General features: G+C 42.3%; 19 protein-coding genes. 15 read left to right on the plus strand and 4 right to left on the minus strand.

Features of this window, described 5'->3' with window-relative positions; genetic code table 11:
- Positions 1–255, plus strand: a 255-nt coding sequence (locus ACM0OX_RS17165) for a hypothetical protein (protein WP_414516315.1), incomplete at its 5' end; no start/stop codon positions are given.
- A 78-nt stretch (positions 256–333) separates the two neighbouring features.
- On the opposite strand, the gene ACM0OX_RS17170 is transcribed toward ACM0OX_RS17165, so the two are convergent.
- Positions 334–1,218 carry an SMP-30/gluconolactonase/LRE family protein gene (locus ACM0OX_RS17170; protein ID WP_414516316.1) on the minus strand — a complete coding sequence of 295 codons (885 nt, stop codon included), beginning with the start codon at positions 1,216–1,218 and terminating at the stop codon, positions 334–336.
- A 228-nt stretch (positions 1,219–1,446) separates the two neighbouring features.
- Here ACM0OX_RS17170 and ACM0OX_RS17175 point away from each other — a divergent pair, with 228 nt between their 5' ends.
- Positions 1,447–2,181, plus strand: a complete 735-nt coding sequence (locus ACM0OX_RS17175) for a Uma2 family endonuclease (protein WP_414516317.1) — start codon at positions 1,447–1,449, stop codon at positions 2,179–2,181.
- A 161-nt stretch (positions 2,182–2,342) separates the two neighbouring features.
- Here ACM0OX_RS17175 and ACM0OX_RS17180 read toward each other — a convergent pair whose 3' ends face one another.
- Positions 2,343–3,281 (minus strand): NAD-dependent epimerase/dehydratase family protein, encoded by a 939-nt coding sequence (locus ACM0OX_RS17180; RefSeq protein WP_414516318.1) that lies wholly within the window; start codon positions 3,279–3,281, stop codon positions 2,343–2,345.
- Between the two features lie 300 nt (positions 3,282–3,581).
- Between ACM0OX_RS17180 and ACM0OX_RS17185 the strand changes: the two genes are divergently transcribed.
- The 10 genes from ACM0OX_RS17185 to ACM0OX_RS17230 all read left to right on the plus strand — a co-directional run bounded on the left by ACM0OX_RS17185 (position 3,582) and on the right by ACM0OX_RS17230 (position 12,132).
- Positions 3,582–4,724: a glycosyltransferase gene (locus tag ACM0OX_RS17185; protein WP_414516319.1), complete on the plus strand. Its 1,143-nt coding sequence runs from the start codon at positions 3,582–3,584 to the stop codon at positions 4,722–4,724.
- Between the two features lie 111 nt (positions 4,725–4,835).
- On the plus strand, positions 4,836–5,591 hold the full coding sequence (locus tag ACM0OX_RS17190; protein ID WP_289799924.1) for a sugar transferase: 756 nt from the start codon (positions 4,836–4,838) through the stop codon (positions 5,589–5,591).
- Positions 5,592–6,062: 471 nt separating this feature from the next.
- Entirely contained in the window at positions 6,063–7,142 is a 1,080-nt protein-coding gene (gene gmd, locus ACM0OX_RS17195; protein WP_099099379.1) for a GDP-mannose 4,6-dehydratase, read from the plus strand.
- Positions 7,143–7,164: 22 nt separating this feature from the next.
- A complete protein-coding gene (locus ACM0OX_RS17200; RefSeq protein ID WP_335191424.1) occupies positions 7,165–8,109 on the plus strand; it encodes a GDP-L-fucose synthase in 945 nt (314 codons plus the stop codon).
- Positions 8,110–8,176: 67 nt separating this feature from the next.
- Entirely contained in the window at positions 8,177–8,794 is a 618-nt protein-coding gene (locus tag ACM0OX_RS17205; RefSeq protein WP_414516320.1) for a 5-formyltetrahydrofolate cyclo-ligase, read from the plus strand.
- Positions 8,791–9,801, plus strand: coding sequence for a catalase family protein (locus ACM0OX_RS17210; protein ID WP_414516321.1), 1,011 nt, complete (start codon positions 8,791–8,793; stop codon positions 9,799–9,801). Before ACM0OX_RS17205 ends, ACM0OX_RS17210 begins: the two co-directional genes overlap by 4 nt.
- A 259-nt stretch (positions 9,802–10,060) precedes the next feature.
- A complete protein-coding gene (locus ACM0OX_RS17215; protein WP_414516322.1) occupies positions 10,061–10,291 on the plus strand; it encodes a hypothetical protein in 231 nt (76 codons plus the stop codon).
- 154 nt (positions 10,292–10,445) lie between these two features.
- Entirely contained in the window at positions 10,446–10,787 is a 342-nt protein-coding gene (locus ACM0OX_RS17220; protein WP_414516323.1) for a hypothetical protein, read from the plus strand.
- A complete protein-coding gene (locus tag ACM0OX_RS17225) occupies positions 10,784–11,209 on the plus strand; it encodes an HNH endonuclease (protein WP_414516324.1) in 426 nt (141 codons plus the stop codon). Before ACM0OX_RS17220 ends, ACM0OX_RS17225 begins: the two co-directional genes overlap by 4 nt.
- Positions 11,210–11,295: 86 nt before the next feature.
- Entirely contained in the window at positions 11,296–12,132 is an 837-nt protein-coding gene (locus tag ACM0OX_RS17230; RefSeq protein WP_334716902.1) for a carbohydrate ABC transporter permease, read from the plus strand.
- A 149-nt stretch (positions 12,133–12,281) separates the two neighbouring features.
- Here the strand turns inward: ACM0OX_RS17230 and ACM0OX_RS17235 are convergent, their stop codons facing one another.
- A complete protein-coding gene (locus tag ACM0OX_RS17235) occupies positions 12,282–12,935 on the minus strand; it encodes a sugar transferase (RefSeq protein WP_335201369.1) in 654 nt (217 codons plus the stop codon).
- A gap of 465 nt (positions 12,936–13,400) precedes the next feature.
- On the minus strand, positions 13,401–17,501 hold the full coding sequence (locus ACM0OX_RS17240) for a hypothetical protein (RefSeq protein ID WP_414516325.1): 4,101 nt from the start codon (positions 17,499–17,501) through the stop codon (positions 13,401–13,403).
- Between the two features lie 640 nt (positions 17,502–18,141).
- Between ACM0OX_RS17240 and ACM0OX_RS17245 the strand changes: the two genes are divergently transcribed.
- The 3 genes from ACM0OX_RS17245 (at position 18,142) to ACM0OX_RS17255 (ending at position 20,923) form a co-directional block, all read left to right on the plus strand.
- On the plus strand, positions 18,142–18,843 hold the full coding sequence (locus ACM0OX_RS17245) for a Crp/Fnr family transcriptional regulator (protein ID WP_094349203.1): 702 nt from the start codon (positions 18,142–18,144) through the stop codon (positions 18,841–18,843).
- A gap of 13 nt (positions 18,844–18,856) precedes the next feature.
- Positions 18,857–19,597 carry a DUF2232 domain-containing protein gene (locus ACM0OX_RS17250; protein ID WP_414516326.1) on the plus strand — a complete coding sequence of 247 codons (741 nt, stop codon included), beginning with the start codon at positions 18,857–18,859 and terminating at the stop codon, positions 19,595–19,597.
- Positions 19,598–19,660: 63 nt separating this feature from the next.
- Positions 19,661–20,923 carry a nicotinate-nucleotide--dimethylbenzimidazole phosphoribosyltransferase gene (locus tag ACM0OX_RS17255; protein ID WP_414516327.1) on the plus strand — a complete coding sequence of 421 codons (1,263 nt, stop codon included), beginning with the start codon at positions 19,661–19,663 and terminating at the stop codon, positions 20,921–20,923.
- Positions 20,924–20,980: the final 57 nt, after the last annotated feature.

Genomic DNA, 20,980 nt, shown 5'->3' on the forward strand with positions numbered 1-20,980 from the left:
AACTCGGAAGTTGCACCTTTGAACTCGGAAGTTGCACCTTTGAACTCGGAAGTTGCACCTTTGAACTCGGAAGTTGTACCTTTGAACTCGGAAGTTGTACCTTTGAACTCGGAAGTTGCACCTTTGAACCCAAAAGTTGTACCTTTGAACTCGGAAGTTGCACCTTTGAACCCAAAAGTTGCACCTTTGAACTCGGAAGTTGCACCTTTGAACCCGGAACTTCAAGATCAAAAGTTCAAAACTCGGAATTTTTAGAATTCACAAACAAATAAAGAGTTGAGTTGAACAAAGATGAGAGGCAATTTAGCGCCTCACCTTGACACAGATACTACTTTATTTATCAAAATCATAGCTAGGTAATCCAGTAACATCAGTTTTGAGAGCAAATAAATCACCTGAGTAGAAACTTTTTCCTATCTCCGCTTGGCTGAGTCCAACTGAAGCAGTGGTAATGTAGAGTGTTTGCAAATCTTCGCCGCCAAAAGTGCAACTGGTTGGTAATTGCACAGGTAAATTGATCCGCAATATCTCTTCACCCTTGGGGTTGAAACGAATCACACACCAGCCATCCCACATAGCTGACCAAATATTTCCTTGACTATCTATCGTCAACCCATCTGGGTAGAAAGATTCATGAGTTAAATCAACAAAAATCTGGCGATTAGTAATGTTACCTGTTACTGAATCAAAGTCGTAAGCATATATTTTTTGTTGAGGAGAATCACTCAAGTAAAACGTTTTTTGATCGGGACTCCACCCCAGACCATTAGAGATAGTCAATCCCGTTTCCATCAGATGCAATGAACCATCAAGATCATAGCGATAGAGGCTAGCCTGCGGTTTTTCCAAAGAACACATTGAACCAATCCAAAAGCGACCTTGAGGGTCACATTTCCCATCATTGAGACGGTTATCTGGCAGATTTCCTTCAATCTCCAAAATGGGAGTAACTTTACCTGTTTTGGTGTTGAGAAATGCCAGATGATGACGCAGTGCCATAATTAATCTATCTTTTCCTGCTGTTGCGATCGCACCTACTACATCTCCCACATCAAAAAACAAGTCTTTCCCCGTCGCAGGATTGAACTGATGTACACGATGGTTGTAAATATCGATCCAGTACAGTAGGTTTTGGGTAGAATCCCAGACGGGGCCTTCACCTAAGCGGGCACGAGACTCTAGAATATTGTGGAGTGGATATTGCAAAACCTGGATCATTTTATCAACCAACAATAGTATTTACAGAAACTAGTTTCAGTAGCCTTCAGGCAATTCTAAAAAACGTTTGCCTGACTAATAAATAAAATTTTCATTCCTGTTTCAGTAAAGACTAAAGACGCAATTTATCGCGTCTTCCCCAGGTAGAAGAAAATATATTTGATTTTGCGTTGAGCAAACCTTTGCCGTGATCCGTTAACTTAAAATTAGTCGGTCAGGATTCGCCTTATGTACCAAACAGACCCACCTCGCCCTGCAAAAGAAACCCTACCCACCATGTATGATCTTCCCAGTGAATACCCGGAGGACTCTGGTTTGCCTGACGAATTTCACCTTTTTCAACCCCAACTTCTGCGCGAAACCTTTTGTCCACCTACCTATCCAGCAGAGGAAGTATTTGTTGGCACTGACTTAAACCTTTATTATGATCTCCGGCATACACTGTGGTACAAACGTCCAGATTGGTTTGCTGCTGTGGGAGTTTCGCGTCTCTACGAACAGCAAAACTTGCGTCTAAGTTATGTCATTTGGCAAGAAGGGGTTGCTCCTTTTGTAGTGGTAGAATTGCTTTCTCCTGGCACTGAAAAAGAAGACTTAGGACAAACTCTGCGGGAGATTAACCAACCACCGACCAAATGGGAAGTTTATGAGCGGATTTTGCGAGTTCCTTACTACATTGTTTTTGACCGTTACACTGACAAGCTCCAAGCATTCCAATTAGTTGCAGACCGTTACAACGAATTGGACTTGAGTACCCCACGGCTGTGGATGCCGGGTTTGGAACTAGGCTTAGGACTTTGGCAAGGTTCTTACCAAGGAATTGAGCGATTGTGGCTACGTTGGTATGATGCATCCGGGAATTGGCTTCCCACGCCGCTAGAAAAACTAGAACGAGAAAGTCAACGTGCTAACAAATTAGCAGCACAACTGCGAGAGTTAGGCGTTAACCCTGATGAGTTATGAAAATGCGATCGCATCAGTCAACTTAAGCGAAACGGGCAGTTAGAAACCTCGCTAGACAAACAAAACCCACCTCCGTGGGTTTCAAACCCTTAATTTGACCTTAGTCCGCGGAGGTGGACAATGCCAGTGTAGCCGCGAATTCTATTCGCCTTGGCTACTGCTCACAACGCTTGTAAAATCTCCTCATCTACAGAAAAATCAACATCAGCTTTATCTTTTGCATTAGCCAAATAGTCATTTTGCAGAGAGTCTTGTAAACCAGAAATCAAATCATATTCAGGATGCCAGTTTAATTCTGTTTGCGCTTTATTCACCGAAGCAAAGAAATGCTGCACCCGCATCGGAAATGCTTTGCGCTTGCCGAAATCAAACTTTTTCGGGTCGTAGTGGACAATTTTGACAGCATCGGGTGATTTGCCAGCCGCTACAGCGCTAGCACGGGCTAAACCATCAAAAGTGACAAAGCGATCGCCAGAGATATTATAAATCTGTCCTATGGCTTGTTTATTGCCCAAAACCTGAGTCATTGCCAGCGCCAAGTCCTTTACATGACCTAGCTGCGTGATATGCAAGCCATTTCCGGGGATAGGAATGGGGCGATCGCGCACAATTCTGTCAAAAAACCAGCCTTCCAACTCATTATAATTACGAGGCCCGTAGATATAAGTAGGACGAATAGAGGTAAAAGGCAATCCCAATTGAGTCAGATAAGCTTCTGTTTCATGTTTACCCTTATGGCGACTTTTGGGATCTACAGCATCGCCTTCTATGTGGGGCAATTGGTCAGATTTGAGATACACCCCCGCAGAACTCATGTATACAAAATGTTGTACTCGGTCTTGAAAAATTTCTGCTAGTGGTTGAGTATCAGTAAGTTCGCGTCCGTTATTGTCAAAAATGACATCAAAGTTTTCTTGTGATAACTTTGCCTTTAATTGAGTTGCATCTGTGCGATCGCCTATAATTTGTCCTACTCCCTCTAAAGAAGGTGCTGGCCGATTCCCACGATTGAACAGCACTACCTCGTGTCCTTTTTCCACTAGTAGTTGAGTCAAATAGACACCAATGAACCGAGTACCACCCATAATCAGAATTCGCATAAATTCACCCTTTCTATATCAGTTGTTATCAAGGGAGTAGGGAGTAGAGGAGTGGAAAAGCAGGAGAAGCGGGGAAAGCAAGGGAAGAATAACTATTGGTTATTTCCCATTCCCGACTCCCTATTCCCGACTCCCCATTCATGAGATTATCAGGTTGCCGCATCCATCTGGAACCTCTGAGGGAAAGATTCCGTCTTATGTGCTAATCTGGGGCGCTTCCCATTAATTAATCACAAGGGGAAACTTTTCAGTTAACGTCATCAAGTTAGCCTTTGTATTTTCCACTTATTCAAGTTAGCTGTGCCCTTGAAATATGCTCTGGTTCATGAGTGGCTAACACCCAAAGCCACCGGTGGTTCAGAACTCGTTGTACGAGAAATTTTGAATCACATTGATGCTGATTTGTATGCTCTCATAGATTTTGAATCCAGCAATAGAGAAAGTTATTTATACAAGCGTCAAATTGGCAAGACGTTTCTCCAGAACTTTCCCTATGCCCGCAACGGTATACAAAAATACTTGCCCTTGTGGCCCTTGGCAATTGAACAACTTGATTTGCGGCATTACGATGTAATTCTGTCTTCATCCCATGCTGTTGCCAAAGGAATCCTTACCACTCCCGAACAGATGCATATTTGCTACTGTCACAGCCCTATGCGCTACGCCTGGGACTTGACCTTTGATTATCTGCGCCACAGCAAACTGGGTAATGGTTTACCTGGGTGGGTGACACGATATTTATTACATCGTTTGCGCCAGTGGGATGTATTGAGTGCCAATCGCGTTGATTACTTCATTGCCAACTCGCAGCATACAGCTCGGCGGATTTGGCGTTGCTATCGACGAGAAGCAACAGTCATTTACCCACCAGTGAATATTGCAGAATTCCCATTTTTGTCTGAGAAAGAGGACTTTTACCTGACAGTTTCTCGGTTGGTAAGTTACAAGCAAATATCGTTGATTGTCAAGGCTTTTAATCAACTAAAACGACCATTAGTAGTCATTGGTACAGGAGATGAAATGAACAAGATTCGCGAGATGGCAAACTCCAACATCCAAATACTGGGATGGCAACCCGATAATGTGGTAAAAAAATATATGTCTAAGGCTAAGGCGTTTGTGTATGCAGCCTGTGAAGATTTTGGGATTGCCCTAGTGGAAGCACAGGCCTGCGGCACGCCAGTGATTGCTTACGGTGCAGGAGGCGCTTTAGAAACAGTGCGAGATATCCACTCTTGTGTGGATACAGGGACAGGTATATTTTTCAGGACGCAAACAGAGGCCGCTTTAGTGGAGGCAGTAGAAAAGTTTGAAATGTATGAGGGTTCGTTCAATTCCGAGTATATGCGATCGCACGCCGCGCAGTTTTCACCGCAAATCTTTGCAGATCGTTATCTAGATTTTGTAAACAAGTGCAACGAAAAAAGACCATTTTTCCAATGATGGTCTTGATTAACGTCTGATTTTTTTAGGCTTTTGGCAATTTCCCCCAGAAGCATCTCATTTTGGCTTTAATATTGGGACTATGTGTGGTGTGGATTATTAAGGAGTATGATGACTGCCCAGAGCTCACTCCTCTCCGGCAAGCGAGGCGTAAGGCAAGACACTAGAGCGTCTACGCGTTTCTTAAAACGCGGTCAAAAAACAAAGACGCCAAAAGTTAAGCCCAAAGGTTTATCTTTTCAGGGTTTAAACGGAGAGTTAGCCAAACGACTGTTCGATATAGTGTTTTCGCTGTCGGTATTAATTTTGTTCTTCCCCGTCTACTTAATTTTGACCTTGCTGATTGCCTTTAGCTCAGAAGGACCAATTTTTTATGTCCAGGAACGGGTAGGGAAAAATTACAAAGCGTTTAGTTGTATTAAATTCCGAACAATGGTAAGCAATGCGGACGAAATCCTCATGCAAATGATGGAAACATCACCCGAATTGCGGCAAGAATTTGAGAGCAGTTTTAAGCTGAAACAAGACCCCCGGATTACCAAAATTGGTCGATTTTTGCGAATTACTAGCTTAGACGAATTTCCCCAGTTCTGGAACGTTTTAAAAGGGGACATGAGTGTAGTCGGCCCCCGACCCTTGGTAGCAGAAGAACTGCCAAAATACGGTTGTCACATTGACGAGATTTTAACAATCCGTCCAGGAATTACTGGATTGTGGCAGGTATCTGGGCGTAATGACATTCCCTATCCTCGGAGAGTCCAAATAGACCTGCATTATGTCAAATTTAGGAATTTCTGGCTTGATTTATGGATCATACTGAAAACTGTTGATGTCGTAATTTTACCCAAAAATAACGGCGCATACTGAGTAACTACTTAGGGTGGATTCTGTGGGGCAGTTAATGCCCCTAAGTACAATTCTCCCCTCAAGCTAAAGGATTGCTCATTTTTCTTTCTATAATTTGTGCTTTTCTACTTATATTCAGACTTCTGTAAGTGTGGATCTTTGGCACTTTTGCCAGAAGTCTAATTTAAAATGGCTATTTTATTAAGTCTTCATAAAACTAGAGATATATGAAGTTTTGACAAAAAACAACATATATAAAAATAATCTCGATCTATCTGGTAAAAGAAAATATACATAATTAAATAATCTTGAGCTATCTAAATGTTGAACTTACGTGCTGAATTACTTTTTGTTAAGTATATTTATTTACGGAAAAAGTCTCATAATCACAAGAACTCGTAGGTTTCCCATTAGGCAATTCAGCAATTAGTTGCTAGGTTGTATCAGATTGGCTGTAAATTTTTAATCAAAGACAATAAGGGATAATTGAGTATGACGCAACAGAAGCGAGCGTTGATTACTGGTATTACTGGACAAGATGGTTCATATCTAAGTGAGTTTTTGTTGGAACAAGGTTATGAAGTTCATGGCATCATTCGCCGGACTTCTACCTTCAACACAGACCGTATCGACCATATTTACGAAGACCCCCACAAAGAGGGAGTACGGTTGTTTCTTCACTACGGCGACTTGACGGATGGTACAACGTTACGGCGTATTTTAGAAGAAGTAAAGCCAGTAGAAATTTACAACCTCGGCGCTCAATCCCACGTCAGAGTCAGCTTTGATTCACCAGAATACACAGTAGATGCAGTAGGAATGGGGACATTGCGTCTGTTGGAAGCAATTCGAGACTACCAGCATCGTACCGGAATTCAGGTGCGATTTTACCAGGCGGGTTCTTCAGAAATGTACGGTTTAGTACAAGCAATACCTCAAACTGAGACAACGCCCTTTTATCCCCGCAGTCCCTATGCCTGTGCGAAAGTTTACGCTCACTGGCAAACTGTAAATTATCGTGAATCTTATAATTTATTTGCTTGTAACGGTATACTTTTTAACCACGAGTCACCACGGCGGGGTGAAACCTTTGTAACCCGTAAAATTACTAGAGCCGTGGCTGGTATTGTTGCTGGTAAGCAGAAAAAGATTTACATGGGTAATCTAGATGCCAAGCGAGATTGGGGCTATGCAAAGGATTACGTCAAAGCAATGTGGTTGATGTTGCAGAAAGACCAGCCAGACGATTACGTAATTTCTACTGGTGAAACCCACTCGGTGCGCGAGTTTTTAGAACTAGCATTTAGTTATGTGAATCTTAATTGGCAAGATTATGTAGAGTTTGATGAGCGTTACCTGCGTCCATCTGAGGTAGAGTTGTTGATTGGCGATTCTACCAAAGCACGGCAGAACTTGGGCTGGACACCATCAGTAACCTTTGAAGAACTAGTTTCCCTAATGGTAGAAGCAGACTTACAAGCATTGGGTCATACTTCACCCAATGGAAAAGGTTCGCAATTTCCAGATGATATTGCAACTATTCGTCAAACACTGGGCGCTTTGCACTTCTGATTCGCATCACAGAGGATAAAATATGACCGCCTTAGAACTAAAAAATAAACGGATTCTAGTCACTGGTGGGTCGGGGTTTCTAGGCCGTCAGGTGATAGATCAACTGTGTAAAGCAGGAGCCGATCGCGATAAAATTACAATACCGCGATCGCGCGATCGCGATTTGCGCGTCTGGGAAAATAGCCAATTTGCAGTTGACCAGCAAGACATAATCATACATCTAGCAGCTCATGTCGGTGGCATAGGTTTGAACCGCGAAAAACCCGCAGAGTTGTTCTACGATAACTTGATTATGGGAACCCAGCTCATTCATGCTGCCTATCAAGCGGGAGTAGAAAAATTTGTTTGTGTTGGCACAATCTGCGCCTATCCCAAATTCACTCCAGTGCCATTCAAAGAAGACGATCTTTGGAATGGCTACCCAGAGGAAACTAATGCCCCTTACGGAATTGCCAAAAAAGCACTTTTAGTTCAATTACAATCTTATCGTCAGCAGTACGGTTTTAATGGAATTTACCTACTGCCAGTAAATTTATATGGCCCAGAAGATAACTTCGACCCTGGAAGTTCTCACGTCATTCCAGCATTAGTTCGCAAAGTTCACGAAGCCCAAATTAATGCAGAAAAGCAACTTGCAGTTTGGGGTGATGGCAGTCCTACGCGTGAGTTTCTGTATTCAGAAGATGCAGCACGGGGGATTGTGATGGGGACTCAATTCTATAACGAATCGGAACCAGTTAACTTGGGAACTGGTTATGAAATCTCCATTCTTGATTTAGTAACTCTAATCTGCGAATTGATGGAGTTTAAGGGGGAAATTGTGTGGCAAACTGATAAGCCTAATGGTCAACCCCGCCGCTGTTTAGATACTGAACGGGCAAAGCAAGCCTTTAATTTCACAGCTCAGGTAGGCTTTGAAGAAGGGCTAAAGAATACCATTGAGTGGTATCGTCAACACGCTGCATAACAATGTTCTGGTAAATGTAGAGTGATACAAGCTGGGTGATGCCCAGCTTATTTTTTTGACTATTTTTATGGACAAAGTTAATCATCAACTAAATAAAGTAGAACTGCGCCGTACTCTACTCAAAACACGTCAATCAATGTCCGTTGGAGAATGGAGAGAAAAAAGCGATCGCTTATGCTCTCATTTACAAAACTCTACTTTATTCACCCAAGCAAAAACAATACTTGCTTATTTCAGCTTTCGCCAAGAACCTGACCTCAGTCCACTATTTACAAACACCAAATGCCGTTGGGGATTTTCTCGCTGCGTTAATAAATCCCTGTCTTGGCATATTTGGACACCGAATGATTCTGTCCAAAGCGGCGCTTATGGCATTACTGAACCACACCCCGACGCTCCAATCTTAGATGCTGCGGAAGTAGATTTGATTCTTGTACCCAGTGTAGCTTGCGACTATCAAGGATATCGTTTGGGTTATGGCGGCGGATATTACGATCGCTTGCTCAGTTTACCGGAGTGGCAGACAAAGCCGACTATTGGAATTGTCTTTGATTTTGCGTATTTGTCTCATATACCTATTGAACCTTGGGATAAACCACTACAAGTTATTTGTACGGAAACCGGATTGACTCATAAAGGTTCCAGGATTCAGGATAATGAGGACACATTATCAAATGTTTTATGACTAACCCAACATCATCTACCACTGAGCAGGAAGCAATAATCGACGATATTATCGCAGGTAGCCTCCAAGCTCAACAAAAAACAGGCCCAGACCTCCGCCAAATTCATAGCAAAAGTCATGGACTCCTTTGGGGAGAGTTTATTATTGAACCTAATCTTTCTGAAGACCTGAGAGTAGGCTTGTTCAAAACGCCCCAAACCTATCCTGCGTGGATTCGTTTATCTAGTGGTGGTGCGCCTGAAAAACGTGGTAAATTCAACTCCGATAGCCAACCTGATGTTCGCGGTATCGCCATCAAAGTGATGAATGTGGAAGGGCAAAAAGCCCTGGATGATGAAGAAAAAACCCAAGATTTTATACTTAACAATTATCCTATTTTCTTGACTAAAGACGTTCGTGATTACGCCGATCTTTCCAGAGCAGGTAGTGGACAACTTACCCCAGAAAGGCTTGAAGAACTTGGTTACGCCTTTGCTATCTTGCAAAAAATTGGCAGCCACAAGGTAATAAATCCACTTTTGATTCAATATTGGAGTATGGCTCCGTTTAAGTTTGGTAGTCGCATTGTAAAATTATCTGTAAAATCTCAACAACCCGAACAACCACCAGAAACACTTCCAGAATCAGAAAATTACCTCCGAGAAACGCTGGTCAAATATTTAACGGAAGAAGGTAGAGAAGCTTTTTTTGACTTCCTAATTCAGTTTTATGTAGACGATGACAAAACACCGATTGAAGACCACGTTCAGGAATGGCAAGAAGCAGATTCACCGTTTATTAAAGTTGCAACTGTTCGCATTCCTAGTCAGAAATTTGACTTTGAAGAACGCAAACGTTTAGATGAGGGTATATTGTTTTCCCCTTGGCATACACTGCTAGACCATGAGCCTGTTGGAAGCGTAAATCTCTCTCGTAAGAGGCTTTACAGCGAACTTGCAAAGTATCGGCGAGAACAAATTGCCCAACGTTCGCGGGAACCACAACCTTATGTAGCGGTTGAAGATTAACTACTGTGAATTGGCTTTAGACTGTAAGAGAAACTTTTGAAACCTGTGTGTACAGTATCGGATTTTCTACCAATTAAATCTAATTAGTAAAAAGTGAAATACCAAGATTACCGGCTTTTAAAATAAGTCAGTAATCTTGGTTTAATGAATAAATAATTGTATAACTGCTGTAGATGGTTTTTATGAGACTAATGCCTCAAGAATCTGATAAATATTTAATTTGTGCAACATAATGCCTTTTATAAATTTGGGACAAACTATGAATAAAGATAATGAACTAACTGAAAAGTTTAACAAAATGTTGACTGAATTCACAGAAAAAGAATCTGTTATTAAGTTTTTAATATTGAGTAATTATTCAAAAGCCGAATCAATTGGAATTTTAAAAAAGGCTTTTGGTCTTTCTCTTCTTGAAGCACAAGATATCATTCACAATAGTCAAACATGGAGTGATGTAAAAGAACGTGACGCAAAAATAAACAACGAGTGATGTGATTTTTTAGAAGTATTAGGGAATTCAAAAAGTGAAGAGACTTAATGATATTAATATGTAAATAAATTCAATAAAATAATTAGGTTAATTGCTTTAACCAGATTTTTGATGATAGGTTAGAATAAAATTAAGCAAATTTTCAAGTAAAGCCATGTCTGACTCAGTTCAGTATGTCACTAACGCAGAGGGAAAAAAAGTTGGAGTACTGTTAGATTTAGAAACTTATCAACAGCTAACTAACTTATCTGTAGATTCGGAATTATTGATTGGTTTAAATATAGATGAATTGCAAGCTTTGGCAGAAAGTTATTTATCTCCCAAAGCTCAGATACAGTTGCAGGAATTATTAGTTAAAAATTCTGACAATGATCTGTCAGATGACGAAACTGAAACCTTAGACAGATTATTGGCACAGGTTGACCAATTAAATATTCTTAAAACTAGAGCTAGATATACCTTAAATATTTTTCAAAATAAACAGCAACTAGCGTGAGTGTTTACATTCCTGTTGAATTAAAAAAGGAAATTCGTAATTATTTTGCTGATTGTTGTGCTTACTGTCGCACTGCTGAAGCTTTAACAGTCACTACCTTTGAATTTGAGCATATCATCCCCTTGTCTGTTGAAGGGAAAACTGTATTTGAAAATCTATGCTTGGCTTGTCCATCTTGTAATCGTTATAAAGCAACTCGCCAAACAGCAATTGACCCTAATACTCAGAATGAAGTTAAATTATTTAATCCACAACAGCAACTGTGGGCAGACCATTTTACTTGGAGTGAAGATGCTACAGAAATTGTAGGACTTACAACCATTGGTAGAGCAACAATTTCTACTTTAAAAATGAATCGCCTGCAATTAACTCGTGTGCGGAAAATGTGGGTGGAAATGTGTGAGCATCCACCAAACATTTGAGCAAGTGCAAAATATTGAAAGCAAGTTGTAGCGTTATAAAGAAAGTTGTAATAAATATTTAGAGAACTGGGAAAGTTATTAATCAAATGCTGAACTGGAAAAAATCACGATCGCAGATTCTGCTAATGTATGCGCTATTGGGAGCGATCGCACTGTTGATGCTCTTTCCTTTACTATGGCTAATTAGTACAGCCTTGAAATCGCCTACGGAAAATATTTTTCAGTCGCCGCCACAGTTGCTACCGAGTCAACCGACACTAAATAATTTCTCTAGTGTGTGGAACTCTCTACCTTTTGGACAATACTTGTATAACAGTACCTTGGTATCAGTACTGACTGTGGGCTTAAATCTGCTGTTTTGCGCCTTGGCTGCCTATCCGTTAGCCAGATTGTCGTTTGTCGGGCGAGACTGGATTTTTGTAGCGATCGTCTCTACGATTATGATTCCCTTCCAAATCGTGATGATTCCCCTCTATATTTTGACAGTCCAGATGGGTTTGAGAAATACTTATTTAGGGATGATTTTTCCGAGTTTAGCTTCTGCTTTTGGTATTTTTCTGTTACGCCAAGCTTTCATGAGTGTCCCGAAAGAAATAGAAGAAGCCGCCCGGATGGATGGCAGCTCGGAGTTAGGATTATGGTGGCATATTATGTTACCAGCAGTTCGCCCAGCACTGGTAACTTTAGCTATTTTTGTATTTATTGGTGCTTGGAGTGACTTTTTGTGGCCTTTAATTGTCATCCAAGACGAAAATTTATACACTCTTCCTTTGGGAGTTGCAAAGCTAGCAGGTACATTTTCCCTTGACTGGCGCTTGGTAGCTGCTGGCTCAGTAATTGCGATCGCTCCAGTATTATTACTATTCCTGTTTTTACAACGTTACATTGTACCTACAGAAACAGGTAGCGGCGTCAAGGGTTGAGGTTCAATTCAATAGACTTCTTGCATGAATCAAAAGCCTTCACCCTAAATCCCTCTCCCAAACTTGGGAGAGGGATTTAGAAATTGTCTCCCCTTCTCCCAAAATTGGGAGAAGGGGCTGGGGGCTAGTTTTGCATTCGTGCAAGAGGTCTAATAAGCACCAGTCTTTTTAAATACCACCCAGATAGTTTTAATAATCAGACTCAGGTCATAAGTTACAGACCATTTGCGTTGATAATCCATATCCATTTTCACAATGGTTTCAAAGTCTGTAATACTGGAACGCCCATTAGCTTGCCATTCTCCGGTAATGCCTGGTTTGACTCGCAATCTATCCCAGTGGTGTGGATCGTAATTACTGACTTCATCAGGAGTAGGTGGACGAGTACCAACTAAACTCATGTCCCCGATCAGAACATTCCAAAATTGAGGGAATTCATCCAAGCTAGTACGCCGCAAAAATTTACCAACAGGAGTAATGCGAGGATCGTCCACAGATTTAAAAATGTGACCTTTGGCTTGGTTCTCAACCAAATGCTTGAGTTTATCAGCATCGACGATCATGGAGCGGAATTTCCAGATGCGGAAAGTTTTTCCGTTTAAACCACAGCGAATTTGGGAATAAAATATTGGACTTGGCTCATGAATAAAGGTAGCAATTGCTACGGGAATTGCTATCATAAATGTAACAATCAGCCCCACAATTGCTCCAACAATGTCAATTAATCGTTTTCTCACGCTTAATGTTGACGGGTGTGAAGGCTGTTGCAAACAATTAACTGAATAAAGATAAAGATTATTCACAAGGGCTAACTTAGTTTTATAACAGGAAGTTTTACATTAGTAGTGTAGACATAGACATGATTGTTGGGCGATTTTTACTACTGTTGTCGTTACTACCGAGTGTTAATATACACAAATTTTAGCCGATGTAAAAACCAAAAACCAAAAATTTACAGAATCTTTCAATTCAAGTGATAGATTGTAAAATTACGGTATTTTATCCATCTAATAAAAACTAATAAAAAGATACTACTATCGTACATATCCCAAAAATTACTGTGCTGAAGTACTAGTAGTAATTCGCAAAATTCCAAATGCTTATGTTATGAGCATTTGGAATTTTGAGTAGTATTCTTATTTCTAGCGCAATCTACTAGTACAACACGGCGGAAATAAACCAATCATTCTAAATCAACAAAACCCTTATGCTGGATTCATTTTTAATTTTTAATTTTTAATTTTTAATTCCGCCTTGCGGTACTAGTCTCAACGCTCGACCTCTAAGGCAAAATTCACCGTATATGGTTCCTCTAGTGATTGCTGATTACTAGCCTTAATTGCATCTAGATAGCGACGCAAAGACAACAATTGTTGAGAATTGGGACGATAAGTGAGACTTCCTTGTTTTTCAAAAAGTGGTGCTGTGGCGATCGCCTGATAGTCAGGATTTTCTTGCGAACTCTGGGTAAGCCAGGTTGATTCTGTCACTGAAGGTATTAAACCGGAAGGCAGTTCACCTTCCAAAAAAGCCAGCAGCCGTTGCTGACAAATACGAGTATTGATCCCACGATTCTCAAATAACTGGATAACTTCACCGAAAGATAAAGGACGGTCTGGTAGCAATCGCAACAATTCTGTAAACAAGAAATAATCAGTGTATTGTTGCCTGGGTATGTCTAAAATCTGGGGATGCAGAGGCAGCATCGCCAAACCGTAAGCAACCCGACTGCAATTGGGAGCGCCGTTTTCGCCGAGATATAAATCTTGAATAATTTTAGTGCTGGGAAGTTTTTGCCGTAACCAGCGGTTCACCGTTCCAATACAAGCCACTCCCCCAGTCAGGATAGCTTGATTAATAGCTTCTGTGGGGATGCCACGAGCTACCAATAACTTGTTAAGTTCTCGGTTCAGACGGCGCACAAAGGGGATAAATACCTGGCTTTCTAAATCTCGTCGTTGCAAAACCCAGCGCTGATCGGCTAATTCCAGGGTAAAAGAGTCTTGGTGTTGCAAAATCAGCTTTAGGGCTAATGCCGCATCTAATACCGCCTGTCCCAGTAGAGAACTTTCTAGACGCTGCTGGAGACGAATGCGAGCGGTGATATCTGGTTCTCCGACTCTAGGTAGTTCTAATTCTTCCAACCCTAAAGTCTGCCAACGCATTTGGTCTAAACCGGGAATTGACGGTTGCCATTGCCAAGGATTACTCGTGGTAGTTTTGCTATTGCTTGGTGTTTCTAGGCGTGATTGCCGAGATTTCGGTGGCAATAGCAGTTGGCAAATTATATCTTGTTCAATACCCTTGCCAGCATAAGCAAAACTGTGGAGCATGAAATCACTGTATGTCAATTGCTGCAAGGTTTCTGGTAGATTCACCAGCAACATTTCTGTGGCAGTTGTCCCAATGTTAATCACCAGGGTGTTGCCAACAATGGGATGTTCGCTGGTTTTTAGCGGATGAGAACCTTGAGCATCGCTTAGTTTTACTTGCTCACCATTAACAGCATCGAGTTCCGGGAGTAAACTAGCGATCGCTTCTTCAACAAAAAAGACTTGCTGCGGATGTTGAATAAGTTTGCTAGTGAGTAAAGCTTCCCGCACGTTAAAGCGGTATTGTTCCGACCAGCTAGATGGACAGGTACAAATTACACCAGCAATATTATTAATAATCTGGGGAAAATCTTGTTTGCCGATCCCAACAGCGGCAGCCATTAAACTAGGGGTGGTACTTGTTTTTTCGGATTTGAGGGTTAATAGTAACTTAGAGAGCGATCGCACAACCCAAATCAAAGGCCCTGCCGAAAATTCATTTAATTGCAAAACAGGTTCCCATTTCTGTCGTTCGCTCTTGTAGGGAATGGCTACTTGTAGATAGGGCTTCAACTGCGCCGAGTAGAGATTATTTTTCGTCGGATCTGCTGTCGATCTTGGTGTTGCAGGAGTAGTAGCCGAGCGATCGGGTGCTTTATCTTGGGCAACAGCCGCAGGTGCTGTCTGCTCATGTGCTTCGATAGTTTCGTTTTCACCGTGAGGTACAGAAGCTGTAGGCAGATAAACCTCTGTTGGTAAACGAAATGATTGCTGAAAGGAAGTTGTTCCCGGCGGATTTTCTGCTGACCAGTAGATAGGATGTACAACAAAAGTCGAGCGATTTAATAATGCGGCGGAAATTCCTGTTGTACCTAAATCAATTCCTAAATACCAGACTGATTCTAAAATATTGGACGAAACTTCTGGATTATTTATAGAGTTGGCAATTGGAGGTAAAGAACTTTCTGGAACAGGAGTTGTGACTTCCTTTTTTTTTTCAGTTTCTATCTGGGGAACTGCCAAACTGGAGAAAGCAGCAATTGATGTATTCTCTACTATTTGGGGATTTTCAGGGGAAGTTGTGGGGATTGTGTCTTGAATGTTATCAAGTAGTTCCGAGAAAACATCCAAGTTGCGATCTGGCTGCGACTCAGAATTTAGCTGCCGATCGAAATTAGCCAAATCCCGATCTAATTGCTGCAACTGTTCTTCATCTAAAGAAATATCTGGTACGGCTGGAGACTGGTTTGACTCAATAGAAAGTAAGTTTTCTTGGGGTGAAGCAGCAATGTAGTTATCTGAAAACAGTTCGGAGCGATCGTTGTTAATCAATACTTCCGATGTGGCGATATCTTCGCTGCGTTCGTGCAGCGTGTCGTAGACAGACGCTTCGGGAACAGTAGGCTCTACCAACGCAATTTCTGCTACTTCTGGAGTCACTGGTGGTGTGGTTGTGGCATCATCCACAAAAGATGATACTTCCAGTAATTGCAGTTCGCTATCTGTATCAGGTAATAGGTCAGTTGCTGTAGTTGTGGCATTATCCACAGAAGATGAGACTTCCAGCAATTGCAGTTCACTATCGGCATCAGGTAGTAAGTCAGTTAGGGTATTAATTGTATCAACGCTGGCTGGCTGAGTGCCGATTTGTGGCAAACTGTCTATTTGTGGAGTAGAGAAGCTAAGAGGTGAATCTAGGTCATTATCTTCTTCAAAAAATAGTTCTTCCTGTGGCTCTGATGAATTTGTAGTTTCTCCTAAAGTCTCTTGGATTGAAAAACCCGTATCTGGTGTTACAACCGCAGAATCCACAATTGGAGAGACAGGTGGAGCCTGTGCAATGTTCAACGGAGATGCAGAGGCTGTAGAAGCGGATAAGTCATTGATGGGAACATCGAGGCTGAGATTATTAACATCACCAGCATCAAACAAACTGGCGTAAAGTTGGTCTACTTCATCACCAATTGCCGCAGAAATATCTTCCGGTAATTCGGTCGGGGTTTGAGAATATTCAGATGAGTCTACGCCAAGCTGCAACAGCACTGCATCCAGATCCTCTGTGAGGGTAGTTTCCTGTTGCTCAATTGTGAGTGGAGATGAAGTTTCTGGCTGTATAAGCTCCAAGGATTGGGGCGCAACTCCAGCTGCAATCTCGGCTGGTTCAGCCAATGATGGTAGTGTCTCAGATTCTCCTCCCAGCAAAGATGACTGCAAACTAGGGGATTCTTGTTGCAAATGCTGGGTCAAATTGTTGACAAAGCTGGCCATCAGCTGTTCGCCTTGCATCCCCTTGCTATGCATTCTTGCCAGTGCTTGCGACAGGGATTCGTAATAAGTATTAATATTGCGTTGTAGTGCTTCAAAGACTACATTCACCGTCCCATCTAGTGATAATAGGCGTTGATCTAACTCCCTAGCTAGCTGGGTTAAGCGCTCCACATCGTCAGAGGATTCTAATAAAGATTGAGTTGCAGAGGTTGCGTAATTAATTCCTCCTAAAGAACTGGCGGAATTTTCCCTCGTCTGTCCAATCAGTGGTGTTAAAGTCGGCACAAGGCGACTCATGAGTACCTGTAAAAACTCGGTAATCATTTGTTCCTGGTTTGTCAACTGCTGCGCTAAGGAGTAGTTTTGCAAACGCTTTTGCTCTAGTTGCCGAATTTCTTGTATAAGAGTGGCTCGCTCTTGCAAAAGCAATTCTAATTCCGATCGCAACGGCTGAATCAATCTCGAAAATTCATTATTTAATTGTCCTACGCCAACAGTACTCTGTTCCTGACTGGGTTCGAGCTGCGGTAGCGGATACTGGTTACGATCGCGATCGATAAATTTTGTTAACAAAGGCGCTTGCCGTTCTTCAGAAGACTGATTTGGGATGCCCCTCTCTAATGCTTCTTTTTCTTGTAACCTCACCAAGAAGTCGCGAATTCGCTCTAAAACTTCTTTAGGCTCTTGTGCCTGACCAGACAGAAATCTAGACAGGCGCTTGCCACCGCTGGCAAGTAAGTTGTCAATGTCTGCGATCAGCTTTTGAATTTCATCTGTACTAAAAGTCACTTTTCTACCTTATATATAAATCTATGTCAAATCATGTGAACAATTACTTTACAATCACCGTACCCCTGTAGGGATATTGCTACGCGCAGTGTCACCATAGAAGAAGTTTTGAGTGGCAAGAGCCGCTGCTTGGACTTGTGACTGTCATTATGTTATGGATTACTGGGAGTCGTGGCAATCTTCAATCATCGAAGAAAACAAGGAAAAAAGTTTCTCTTTGCCTCCCCATCCCCTTGTCTCCTTGTCTCCCCCTCTCCTTGTCCTCTTCAGACAGCCTTTGCTCGAAAAGCTTAATTTTGCATATCATTGGTCGCCTATTTTTTAAAATAGCTAAAATACCTGAGCAATAATTTACTCCCTTTAGTATCATTAATGTTGTTTGCCTATATTCATAACTAATCAAGTTTGCAGTACAGCTAGCCCCTAAGCAATACAACCGCAGGCTATAAACTACTTTTTGCAAAACTTTTACCCCGTTTAAACTTATAGGTAAAGATTATTTAGAAAAACTTCTTGTCGCTTTCTTGTGTAGCATAGTTTAGTTTTTTCTTTGAAAGGGAGCTGTGCAATGATAGCTTAGGCTACAAATGGCACTCCTGTTTTTTGTGTGTACATAGCAGCTTGAATTAAAGATGTCGTAATGGAAGATCGATATAGCTTGCAAGCACAGGCTAATTCCTGGATGATCGCCTCCGCTCCCTTTTTTCAAGGGTTGCCAGAAACTGCTGTGGAATCAGCCCTCACCCATCTTGTTACGCGCACTCACCCAGCCAATCAGGTGATTCTACTGGAAAATGACTGGGGTGGTTCTGTGTATTTTATTATGGACGGATGGGTAAAAATTCGCACCTACAATCTGGAAGGAAAAGAGGTAACGCTGAATATTATTGGCAAAGGTGAATTGTTTGGTGAAATGGCGGCGCTAGATGAAGCACCTCGATCCACAGATGTAATTACCTTGGCCCCAACGGTAATTGGTAGTATGCCTGCTCAGGATTTTGTCAAATTACTTCAGATAGAACCCTTGGCGGGAGTTCGATTGGCGCAACTCATGGCACGACGTTTGCGGCAAGTCAATCGCCGATTGCGGTTGCGGGAATCTGATAGCCAGTCAAGGGTAGCAGATACGTTGTTATTTTTGGCAGAAGGACAAGGAAAAAAAGGGCAAACTGGAACCGAAATCCCCAATTTACCTCATCGGGAATTGAGTAGTTTGAGCGGACTGGCGCGGGAAACGGTGACACGAGTATTGACAAGGCTAGAAAAAAAAGGCTTGATTAAACGGGATCAAGACACTATTTGTATTCCCGATTTGTCAGCCTTAGAAAGAATGATCGTTTAAAAACTTGTCAGATATGAGTATTTTAGATTCTCTCCCAGATGAACCGGAGGAAGATCCATCCTCTGAATCTCCAACTCCTCAGAATCATTGGTTAGATAAAGAACAGCAGTTAATGCCTCCTCAAATCAAAGCTGATGCGCCCTTGAGGATGGTGGAAACGGCATTTTTAGCCAGTACAGCTAGCTTAATTTGGTTTATTAATTTTTACTTTCCTTTAGGCCCAGTTTTGCGGATATTTTTTCCAGTGCCGATCGCTCTAGTCTATCTGCGTTGGGGCAAACGTGCGGCATGGATGGCGGCACTCACCTCTGGGTTGCTGCTGACGGTACTGATGGGGCCAGCCCGTAGTTTGCTGTTTGTCATGCCCTACGGGTTCATGGGCGTTCTTTTGGGCGCTACGTGGTGTCGTCGTCGTCTTCCCTGGATTGTTTCTATTACCTTGGGTACGCTATTGGGTACTTTAGGAGTCTTTTTTAGGCTGTGGTTGCTGTCTGTTTTGTCGGGTGAAGACCTATGGATTTATGTGATTACCCAGGTGACTGAGTTCATTGAGTGGGTATTTTTTAACTTGAGTTTGTTGGCGAGTCCCAGTGTATTTTTGATTCAAGTGGGAGCGATCGCTTTAATTTTACTCAACAACTTTATCTACCTTTTTGTGGTACACCTGGCAGCATGGTTGCTTTTTGACCGTCTGGGCAACCCGATCCCCCGCCCACCACACTGGGTACAAGTTCTCATGGATTATGAAGGATAGTTATTTGTCATTTGTCATTTGTCATTGGTTAAACGATCAGTCCTAACTAATAACCAATGCCCCATGCCCAATTCCCAAATTAGTATTTATACTCAAAAAGAACAGGGTGAACAATGGCTGCGAAGGTATCGTGGTTGTCTACCCGTATTTGCTTGTATTTTAGGATTTACTGAAACTGGTTTAATTCCAGGGATTTCAGCAGCTGGTCGCACTCCAGAGGATCGGAAATATACAGCTTGTGCCGATGCTGAGTTTTTGTATTACGGGCCAGAACATAAAGCCCAATATCCCCTACCTCCATTGGCGGCTGGAGCTTCACCTGTGCTGATTTCTCGCGCTGTATTTGAGTCACTAAAGATACCAATTCATTTATTTAATGCTGGTTTACCCCAAGCTCCTGCTGTACCAGTAATTGATTTGGGTGGCGCTCCTGCTCAGTGTTTAAGTGGAGGTGCTGCGATGGAAATCACAACGGTACATCACTTGTTTGAACAAGGGCTACTTTGGGGAGAACGCCTAGCCGCCAATATTCAACAAGGGTATTTGATTCTCGGTGAGTGCGTCGTCGGAGGTACTACAACTGCCCTAGCAATCTTAACTGGTTTGGGTATAGATGCTGCCGGAAAAGTTAACAGTAGCCATCCTGTTTGTAACCACGCGCAAAAGTGGGCACTAGTGCAAGCTGGACTGGAGAAGATGAAGGGGAGCAGGGAGCAGGGGAGGCAGGGGGAGCAGGGGGAGATAAACTTCCAATCTCAAATCCAAAATCCAAAACTTGTACTGAGCGAAGTCGTTGGCGCAGCCTCTCGTAGAGAAGTATCTAAAATCCAAAATTCTGTAGATCCGCTACAACTCGTAGCCGCCGTGGGCGATCCGATGCAAGTGGTGGTAGCTGGGATGGCGATCGCTGCTAGCCGTAGTTGTGGTGTAATGCTGGCTGGAGGGACGCAAATGCTGGCGGTTTATGCGTTGATGAGTGCGATCGCTCAAGCTTACAGCTTATCATGGCAACCAGAAGCAGTAGTTGTAGGCACAACCCGCTGGGTGGCTGAAGATCCTACTGGCGCTACAGTTGACTTAGCACTCAACTTAGGAAAAAACAGCTTAACTCCGAGTGGGAGAACCCCTCCCTTATTAGCAACTCATCTGAGCTTTGCTGATTCTCGTTATCCCCAACTGAGAGCTTATGAGCAGGGTTTTGTCAAAGAAGGTATGGGCGCTGGAGCCGCTTGCATAGCCGCCCATCTTAGCCAAGATTGGCAGCAACACCAACTTTTGGCAGCCATTGAAGCCCAACTTGAACGACTAAGTGCAGCATCTCATTAATGCTGGCATATTCGATGGCGCTATGCACAGAAGAGTAGTTGAGGTTATTCTTTCTTG

The organism is Nostoc sp. PCC 9305 (genome assembly GCF_963920915.1).
Taxonomy (GTDB): domain Bacteria; phylum Cyanobacteriota; class Cyanobacteriia; order Cyanobacteriales; family Nostocaceae; genus Nostoc.